Here is an 8,084-nt window from a genome sequence, read left to right as displayed (position 1 = left end):
CCGGTGCCGCCGCGGGGCTGGAGCGCACCCACCGGGCCGCGCCGTGGGACCCCAACCCGGAGGTGCTGCTGGCGGGCCGGGCCACGGCGCTGGCGGCCGGTCGCACGCCGTGGAATCCCGACTTCGGTGCCTCGTCCCGGCCGCAGTACGAGGCCCTCACCCGCCGGTGCCCCGGCATCGGGCTCGACCAGCGGTGCCTCGTGTGGCAGTCGATGGCGGCCGTGCAGACCGGGGACGCCGACACCGGGCTGGCGCTCGCCCTGCGGGCGCTGGCGATGGGGCCGGACGACCACGCGTCGCGCACCGCCCAGCAGGGCGCGCTGCTGGCCCTGGGGCGGCCGGACCTGGCCGTCCTGGGGGCTCGGGAGCACGTGCACCGCAATCCCGAGCTGTTCTCGGCCTGGCGCATGCTGGCGCGGGCACAGAAGGCGGCAGGCGACCTCGCCGGTGCGCAGGTGAGCCAGGCCCGGGCCGACCAGCTGCAGTGGGAGTTCCAGGGGCTCTGAGCGGCCCCGGGGTCGATGCCTGTCAGACCTTCTCGGCCGTCTGGGTGGTGGGGTCCCACTTGGTGATGCCGCGGGCCTCCCACCCGCGGCCCTTGACGGCCTCGCGGGCCCGGCGCTTGTCCTCCGGCGAGAGGCGCTCCACGTAGAGGTGCCCGTCCAGGTGGTCGGTCTCGTGCTGCAGGCAGCGGCCGAGCAGGCCGGTCCCCTCCACCACGACCTCGTTGCCGTCGAGGTCCGTGCCGGTGACGCGCGCCCAGTCCGAACGGGCGGTCGGGAAGCTCTCGCCGGGCACCGAGAGGCAGCCCTCGTGGTCCTCGTCGGGGTCGGCGGCCAGCGGGGAGACGTGGTGCTTCTCGAGCACCGGGTTGATCACCACGCCGCGGGCGTCGGCGCCGGCCTCGGGGTCGTGGCTGCAGTCGAAGACGAAGATGCGCCAGCGCACACCCACCTGGTTGGCAGCCAGACCCACGCCCTCGGCGGCCTCCATGGTGTCGAACATGTCGTCCACCAGGGTGCGGATCTCGTCGGTCACCTCCTGCACCTTCTTGGTGGGCTGGTGCAGGGCCTTGTGTCCGATGACGGTGATGGGGCGGACGGCCACGGGTGCTCCTCGGGACGGCGGTGACGGCGGGGTGGGTGCGGGACCCGGGCCGTGAGTCTAGGTCCTGCGGCGGTCGCGGGGGTCCTCGTCCCAGAGCTCGTCCCAGGCGTCGAGGGCGTCGTCTCCGTCCGCGCGCTCCGGGTCGTCCCACGCCTCGTCGGGTTCCCCGGTGTCCGGCAGCTCGTCGTCCCACTGCGGGGCGTCGTCGTCGACCTCGTCCTGCATGAGGGGGTCGCCCTCGCCCTGCTCTCCGCCGAAGATCTGGGCCACCAGCGCCCGGTAGTGGTGGTCGGGTCTCGGCACGTACTCGATCTCCGACAGGGCCTGGTTCTGGCCGGCGGACTCCATCGTGAACGTGCCGTAGCCCAGCAGGCGCCCCAGCAGCGTGCGGCCGTAGTTCATGTCCGTCACCTTGGACAGCGGCATCATCGCCACGCGGCGCACCACCACGCCGTAGGTGAGCAGCAGGCGCCGGTCGGTGCCCACGAACCAGGTGCGGCGCCACTCCCAGAGCAGGAACAGGGCGCGGCCGAGCACGGCGAACCACACCCACCACAGGAAGTCAGCCACCACCACGAGGTCCTGCGGGGCGGTGCTGCCCACCCACAGCACCAGGACCAGGCCGGCCACGGCGGAGCCGACGGGTTCCACGACGGTCACCCAGTGGCGCCGGACCGCGATGACGACCCGTTCACCCGTCACCAGGTAACGGGCCACCAGGTCGAGGTCGATCTGTGGGTCAGTTCCCATCCAGGACGCTGTTGTAGAAGTCGCCCAGGCTGCGGAAGGCCTGCACGATGATGTCGCCGATGGCCCGGAAGATGTCGCCGGTGCGGTCCGGGCTGGTGAAGATCGCGTAGACGATGAAGAGCAGGAGCAGCCACCACAGCAGCTTCTTGAATCGGTCTTGCACGCTCATGGGTCCTCTTCGTCTCGGCGGGGTCTCCCGGCATCGTGCCAGACGGCGACCCTCGCGGCCTCAGACCACGCCGTACAGGCGGTCGCCGGCGTCGCCGAGCCCGGGCACGATGTAGCCGTTCTCGTCGAGCCTCTCGTCGATGGCGCCGGTGACCAGGGTGACTGGCACCTGCAGGTCGGCCAGAGCCTCCTCCACGCGCGCGATGCCCTCCGGGGCCGCGATGAGCACGATGGCGGTGATGTCGTCGGCGCCGAGGTCCACCAGGTAGCGGACGGCGTCCACGAGCGTGCCGCCGGTGGCCAGCATCGGGTCCACCACGTAGCACTGGCGGCGGTCGAGGTCGGCGGGCAGGCGGTTGGCGTAGGTGTGCGCCTCGAGCGTCTCCTCGTTGCGGACCATGCCCAGGAAGCCCACCTCCGCGGTGGGCAGGAGGCGCACCATGCCGTCGAGCATGCCGAGGCCGGCGCGCAGGATGGGCACGACGAGCGGCTTGGGGGTGGCCAGCTCCACGCCCCGGGTGGTGGCCACGGGGGTGACGACCTCGCACTCCTGCACGCGGACCTCGCGGGTGGCCTCGTAGGCCAGCAGGGTCACCAGCTCGTCGGCCAGGCGGCGGAAGGTGGGCGAGTCGGTGCGGTCGTCACGCAGTCGGGTGAGCTTGTGGGCGATCAGCGGGTGGTCGGCGACGTGGACGCGCATGGGGAAAACTTACGTCAATGAGCACCGTGCACAACCCCGACCGGCCGACCCAGGAGGAGTGGGTCGGATGGGCCCTCGAGGCCGGCGAGCACGCCCTGGCCAGCGGGGACGTGCCGGTGGGGGCCGTCGTCATCGGGCCGGACGGGCAGGTGCTGGGGCGGGGGTGGAACCGGCGCGAGGCCGAGGGGGACCCGCTGGCCCACGCCGAGGTGGTGGCGATGCGCCAGGCCGCCCGGGCGCGGGGTGGGTGGCGCCTGCAGGACTGTGCCCTCGCGGTGACGCTGGAGCCCTGCCTCATGTGTGCCGGGGCCATCGGGCAGGCGCGGATCCCGCTGGTGGTGTTCGGGGCGTGGGACGACAAGGCGGGCGCGTGCGGCTCGGTCTGGGACGTGCTGCGTGACCGCGCGGCCCTCCACCGGGCCGAGGTGCGCGCAGGTGTCCGGGAGGCGGACTGCCGGCGAACCCTGGGTGAGTTTTTCGTGACGCGCAGGGTCTAGTACCCTACCGGGCGGTGACGTGTCCGAGCGGCCGAAGGAGCTCGCCTCGAAAGCGAGTAATGGTTGACGCCATTCGTGGGTTCAAATCCCACCGTCACCGCCATTTTCACCGCGAGGGCGGCCCCGATGCCGGGGCCGCCCTCGCGTGTGTCCGGGGTGGGAGGGGCAGCCGGTGCCGCGGCCCCAGCGGGATCAGCCCTCGAACGAGGCCTTGACGTCCAGCAGGTCCTTGCGGCACTCCTTGGCCACCACCCGCGCCATCGGGCGCATCATCGCCGCGGCCACGCGCGACCGGCGGGTGAGCGCCTCGGCGGCGAAGTCCATGGTCACGCGCGTGGCCTCCCCGCGGCCGGTGCCCACGGGGGTCACCCGGAACCCGCTGGTGTACCGCATCCCCTCGTGGACGGCCTCGGTGACGTAGTGGCTGCCCTCCACCAGCTCCACCACCTCCATCTCCTCGGTGGCGTCCTGGCCCCACATGCGGCGGGTCTCGCGCCAGCGGGTGCCCACCTCCATGCGGGCCGGGCCGTGGAGGACCTCGATGGACTCGATGCCCTGGACGTGCTGCTGGGCCTGGTCGAGTTCCCGGAGGCGCTCGAACACCTCGTGCAGGGGGGCGTGGACGGTGACGGACTCGGACAGGCGCACGGGGTTCTCCCGGTGGGTGGTGGGGTGGCGGTCAGTCGGTGCAGGGCTGGGTGGCCGGGCCGACCGACACCGACGACTCGACCGTCCTGGTGTGGGGGCCCAGCGCGATGGTGGCGACGAACCCGTCGCGGGCGTCGTCGACCTGCTTGGCCTTCGGGAACCACTCCGCGAGCGCCTCCGCGGCCGGCTTGCTGTCGGGGCCGCTGAGGATGCGGGTGGCGCCGCCCTGGGTGCCGGTGGACTCCGCGGTGCCGATGACCACGGCCCCCCGGTTGCGCAGCTGCTCGCTGATGCGGCGCACGGCGGTGTCGCCGGCTCCCGCGTCGGCCACGTACACCCGCGGGGCGTCGATGTCGGTCTGGCAGTTGGCGGCGGTGGTCTCCGGCTCGGGCCACAGGCCCAGCACGAGCGAGAGCCCGTAGATGCCGGCCAGGGCCAGCACCGACAGGACGCCCCAGAAGGCGATGTCGGACCACGTGCGCTCCGGACGGCGCGGGGGCTCCTGCGACGGGGCGGGGCGGGTCCACCCGGTCCGCGGGTCGTAGGGGTCGTGGATCTCGGCATCGTGCACGGGCCAACTGTGGCAGACGCGGGGCCTCCCGCCGGCGCGGGCGCGCGGGGCCGTGGCGCCTGTGACGCTCCCGGTGGGTGGGGGGGCTTGTACTGTCGCTGCGAGGTGGCGCCCGCCGGCGTGCCCGCTGGGCACGGGCGAGGCGGTGGTGACGGTGCTCTCCGACAGCGGCGTGCCCACGCCCGTGGCGCACACCCGCCTGCGGGCGCCGCAGTCGCTCATGGCGCCGTGCGGGCAGCCGCGCATGGACGAGGTGGTGGACGCCTCGCCGCTGCGCGCGCGGTACGGCCAGCGGCTCGACCCGGAGTCGGCCTACGAGAAGCTCATGGGCACGATGGAGGTCTCCGCCTCGCCGCGGGACGTGCAGGACAGCGACGCGCCGGCGCTGTGCCTCACTCGCAGCCGATGCGGCCGCCCTCCTTCGCCTCGGGCACGGCCTCCGGCTCGGTGTAGTCCTCGTTCACCGTCTCGAACTTCGCGCCGAGCACGAGGTCGACCGTGCGGTCGGTGCGGCCGTCGTCGCTGAGGCGGGCGCCGGGCACCTGGGCGGCCACCGTGCGGGCCATCGGCTCGCTGGCCGCGCCGTGGCGGATGATCGCGGTGTCGTCCGGGTACCACTTCTTCTCCGGGTCGTTGCCGACCTTGTCCACGGTGAAGCCGCGGTCGCGCATGGCCTGCGCGGTCTCGCCGGCGCGCCCCACGGCCGAGGTGGTGTTGAAGACGTTCATGCGCACCTGGTCCGGCGTCGCGGCGGGCTGGCGGGCCAGCTGCTCGAAGGAGTTGCCCAGCACCACGTCCACCGACGGGTTGCGGCGCTCGTCGCGCAGCATGCGGGCGCCCTCGATCTGCTGGGCCACCGTGCGGGCCGCGGTGAGCCCCATCGGGCCGTAGCGCACCACCGTCGCGTCGCGGGGGGCGTCGTCGGACTCGTTGCCGGTGGTGAGCACCGTGAAGCCGCGCGCCTCGAACTCGCGGGCCGCCGTGGCGGCCGCACCGGCACCGGCGCCGTTGTTGAGCACGCTGACCTGCACCGTGGCGCGGTCGGGGGAGTGCAGCTCACCCCAGTCGTCGCAGTGGCCGGGGACGGGGTCCTGCGGGTACTTCGCCTCGTGGCCGAGGCTGCCGCAGGCGCTCAGGGTGGTGGCGGCCAGCAGGACGGCGGTCGTGGTGGCGGCCAGGCGGGCGTGGTGCACGGCGTTCCTTCCCCGAGAGGGTGGGCCCGGTGGGCGGGGTCCGAATGTCTCACACGGGAGGGGGCCGGGAGCCGATCCGCGCCGGACGTGACGAAGGCCCCCCTCGTGCGAGGGGGGCCTTCGATCGGCGGAGGATGGGGGATTTGAACCCCCGAGGGTTTTATCCCAACACGATTTCCAATCGTGCGCACTAGGCCGCTATGCGAATCCTCCGCCGGAGATGGTACACGTCGGTGAAGCGGGAGTGAAATCCCGGTGTCGCGGCGCGTCGTCCGGCACGGCCCCGTGGCGGGGCAGCCCCGGGCTGTGGGCCACCGGGTCGGGTTGCCGGAGGGTGTCGCGTAGACTGTGCAGCGGCCTCCCACGCGGTGGTACCTCTCCGAACTCCCCCAGGGCAGGAATGCAGCAAGGGTAGGAGAGCTCTTCCAGGTGCGTGGGAGGTCCTTTGCGTCCCGGGGGTGCGTGCGCCGGCAGGGGTGCGGGCCTGTGGTCGGCGGTGGCCTCACTGTCACCGGTCGCGGCTAGGGTCTGGGGCGTGAGCACCGCCCTGTACCGCCGCTACCGCCCGCAGACCTTCGCCGAGGTGGTGGGTCAGGAGCACGTGACCGTCCCGCTGCAGCGGGCCCTGGCCACCGGGCGGGTCAACCACGCCTACCTGTTCTCCGGTCCGCGCGGCTGCGGCAAGACGACGAGCGCCCGCATCCTGGCGCGCTGCCTCAACTGCGAGAAGGGCCCCACGGACACCCCCTGCGGCGAGTGCCGGTCCTGTCGTGACCTGGCCACCGGCGGCGCGGGCTCGGTGGACGTCATCGAGATCGACGCGGCGAGCCACGGTGGCGTGGACGACGCCCGCGACCTGCGTGAGAAGGCGTCCTTCGGGCCGGCGAACTCGCGCTACAAGGTCTACATCATCGACGAGGCGCACATGGTGACCTCGGCGGGCTTCAACGCGCTGCTCAAGATCGTGGAGGAGCCGCCGGAGCACGTGCTCTTCATCTTCGCCACCACGGAGCCGGAGAAGGTCATCGGCACCATCCGGTCGCGCACGCACCACTACCCCTTCCGGCTGGTGCCGCCCACCGTGCTGCAGGAGTACCTGGGCGAGGTGTGCGGGCGCGAGGGCATCGCCGTGGAGCCGGGGGTGCTCTCGTACGTGGTGCGCGCCGGCGGGGGGTCGGTGCGTGACTCGATGTCGGTGCTCGACCAGCTCATCGCCGGGTCCGGGGACGAGGGCATCACCCTGGCCGGCACCACGGCGCTGCTGGGCTTCACCGACACCGAGCTGCTGGACGGGGTGGTGGACGCCTACGCCGCCGGCGACGGGGCGTCGCTGTTCACCACCGTGGAGCGGGTGGTGGGCTCCGGGCAGGACCCGCGCCGTTTCGTGGAGGACCTCTCCGAGCGGATGCGTGACCTCATCCTCGTGGACGCCGTGCCCACCGGCACCGAGGCGGTGCTGCCCGGGGTGCCGGACGACCAGCTGGAGCGGCTGCGCCAGCAGGCCAGCGGGTTGGGGGCGGCCGAGCTCTCGCGGGCCTCGGACGTGCTCTTCCGCGGCCTGGCGGAGATGACGGGGGCGACCTCGCCGCGGCTGCAGCTGGAGATCATCATGGCGCGGCTGCTGCTGCCGCGGGCCGCGGGCGAGGGCGGGTTCGCCGCGCGGCTGGAGAAGGTGGAGCGGTGGATGGCCTTCCGAGGCGACGCGGCGCCGGTTCAGCAGACCTCGCAGCAGGGTGCCCCGGCCCAGGGGGCACCGGTGCAGGGGGCACCGGCCCAGGGGGCACCGGTGCAACGAGTCGTCGCTTCTGGGGGTCAGGAGCGTCCGTCGACCCCGACGAGCGACGACTCAACGGTGCGGGAGACGGGGGCGGAGGCGCCCGCGGCCGCGCCCGTGCAGGAGAGCCCCGCGCCGCAGCGGTCGGAGCCGGTGCGGGAGGCCGCTGTCCCGCGACAGGATGCCGCTGCCCCGCAGCAGGGAGCCCGCCTGGAGGCTGCGCAGCAGGAGGCCCCGGCGACTGAGGGGCGTCAGCCTCAACGAGTCGTCGCTTCTGGGGGTCAGGAGCGTCCGTCGACCCCGACGAGCGACGACTCAACGGTGGGGGCGTCGGCGGCACAGGAGCCGGCGGCAGCGGGAGGCGACGCCCCCGGTGCCGCCCCGGTGCCGGTGGAGACGCTGCGCCACGAGTGGTCGCAGGTGCTGGACCGCCTCAAGGGCATCAGTCGCGTGACCTGGGCGATGGTGTCGCAGTCCATGCAGGTGGCCGAGCTGAGCGCCGAGGGCCTCACGCTGAGCACCGAGGTGCCGCCGATCGCCGAGCGCTTCAACCGCGGCGACAACGCCCAGCGCGTGGCGGCGGCCGTGCAGGAGGCGCTCGGGTTCACCCCGCGGGTCCGCTGCGTGGTCGGCGGCCGGGGTGCTGCGGGTGGTCCCGGTGCCGCCGGTGGCCCGG

The 8,084-nt window shown here is 73.5% G+C and carries 10 protein-coding genes, 2 tRNA genes, 1 other RNA gene and 1 pseudogene; 6 read left to right on the top strand and 8 right to left on the bottom strand.

All coding sequences use genetic code 11. The features are described 5' to 3' along the window. Positions 1–506 (top strand): hypothetical protein (locus HMPREF3099_RS12730; RefSeq protein WP_202816681.1); only part of this gene is annotated, 506 nt, incomplete at its 5' end. Positions 507–528: 22 nt separating this feature from the next. Here HMPREF3099_RS12730 and def read toward each other — a convergent pair. The 4 genes from def to upp are packed head-to-tail and all read right to left on the bottom strand — an operon-like array spanning position 529 to position 2,725. Further along, positions 529–1,107: a peptide deformylase gene (def, locus tag HMPREF3099_RS03965; RefSeq protein ID WP_070704258.1), complete on the bottom strand. Its 579-nt coding sequence runs from the start codon at positions 1,105–1,107 to the stop codon at positions 529–531. A 57-nt stretch (positions 1,108–1,164) separates the two neighbouring features. Further along, complete coding sequence (locus tag HMPREF3099_RS03960; protein ID WP_070704255.1) at positions 1,165–1,857, bottom strand: PH domain-containing protein; 693 nt, start codon at positions 1,855–1,857, stop codon at positions 1,165–1,167. Further along, positions 1,847–2,026 (bottom strand): hypothetical protein, encoded by a 180-nt coding sequence (locus HMPREF3099_RS03955; protein WP_070704252.1) that lies wholly within the window; start codon positions 2,024–2,026, stop codon positions 1,847–1,849. Before HMPREF3099_RS03955 ends, HMPREF3099_RS03960 begins: the two co-directional genes overlap by 11 nt. A gap of 60 nt (positions 2,027–2,086) precedes the next feature. Next, positions 2,087–2,725: a uracil phosphoribosyltransferase gene (gene upp, locus HMPREF3099_RS03950; RefSeq protein WP_070704249.1), complete on the bottom strand. Its 639-nt coding sequence runs from the start codon at positions 2,723–2,725 to the stop codon at positions 2,087–2,089. Positions 2,726–2,742: 17 nt separating this feature from the next. On the opposite strand from upp, the gene HMPREF3099_RS03945 reads away from it, so the two are divergent. Then, positions 2,743–3,222: a nucleoside deaminase gene (locus HMPREF3099_RS03945; protein ID WP_070704246.1), complete on the top strand. Its 480-nt coding sequence runs from the start codon at positions 2,743–2,745 to the stop codon at positions 3,220–3,222. 13 nt (positions 3,223–3,235) lie between these two features. Further along, positions 3,236–3,325 (top strand) — tRNA-Ser (locus tag HMPREF3099_RS03940). An 89-nt stretch (positions 3,326–3,414) separates the two neighbouring features. On the opposite strand, the gene HMPREF3099_RS12725 is transcribed toward HMPREF3099_RS03940, so the two are convergent. Both HMPREF3099_RS12725 and HMPREF3099_RS12720 read right to left on the bottom strand, forming a co-directional pair. Continuing rightward, the gene (locus tag HMPREF3099_RS12725; protein ID WP_070704243.1) at positions 3,415–3,870 is read right to left on the bottom strand and encodes an SRPBCC family protein; all 456 of its coding nucleotides are present in this window, start codon (positions 3,868–3,870) and stop codon (positions 3,415–3,417) included. Positions 3,871–3,901: 31 nt separating this feature from the next. After that, complete coding sequence (locus HMPREF3099_RS12720; protein ID WP_070704240.1) at positions 3,902–4,441, bottom strand: LytR C-terminal domain-containing protein; 540 nt, start codon at positions 4,439–4,441, stop codon at positions 3,902–3,904. Between the two features lie 52 nt (positions 4,442–4,493). Between HMPREF3099_RS12720 and HMPREF3099_RS13615 the strand changes: the two are divergent. Beyond that, a pseudogene (locus tag HMPREF3099_RS13615) lies at positions 4,494–4,781 on the top strand (helicase HerA-like domain-containing protein); the annotation flags it as partial. A 52-nt stretch (positions 4,782–4,833) separates the two neighbouring features. On the opposite strand, the gene HMPREF3099_RS13240 reads toward HMPREF3099_RS13615, so the two are convergent. Then, on the bottom strand, positions 4,834–5,634 hold the full coding sequence (locus HMPREF3099_RS13240; protein WP_070704237.1) for a LytR C-terminal domain-containing protein: 801 nt from the start codon (positions 5,632–5,634) through the stop codon (positions 4,834–4,836). A 128-nt stretch (positions 5,635–5,762) separates the two neighbouring features. After that, positions 5,763–5,847, bottom strand: a tRNA-Ser gene (locus tag HMPREF3099_RS03920). A 139-nt stretch (positions 5,848–5,986) separates the two neighbouring features. Here HMPREF3099_RS03920 and ffs point away from each other — a divergent pair. Together ffs and HMPREF3099_RS03910 are read left to right on the top strand one after the other, a co-directional pair. Further along, an RNA gene (ffs, locus tag HMPREF3099_RS03915) (signal recognition particle sRNA small type) lies at positions 5,987–6,083 on the top strand. A gap of 86 nt (positions 6,084–6,169) precedes the next feature. Beyond that, positions 6,170–8,084, top strand: a 1,915-nt coding sequence (locus HMPREF3099_RS03910) for a DNA polymerase III subunit gamma and tau (RefSeq protein WP_070704233.1), incomplete at its 3' end; no start/stop codon positions are given.

The sequence above is a fragment of the Kytococcus sp. HMSC28H12 genome (genome assembly GCF_001816045.1).
GTDB lineage: Bacteria > Actinomycetota > Actinomycetes > Actinomycetales > Dermatophilaceae > Kytococcus > Kytococcus schroeteri.
The sequence above is the reverse complement of the archived record's forward strand: the minus strand, read 5'-3'. Positions and strand labels throughout refer to the sequence as shown.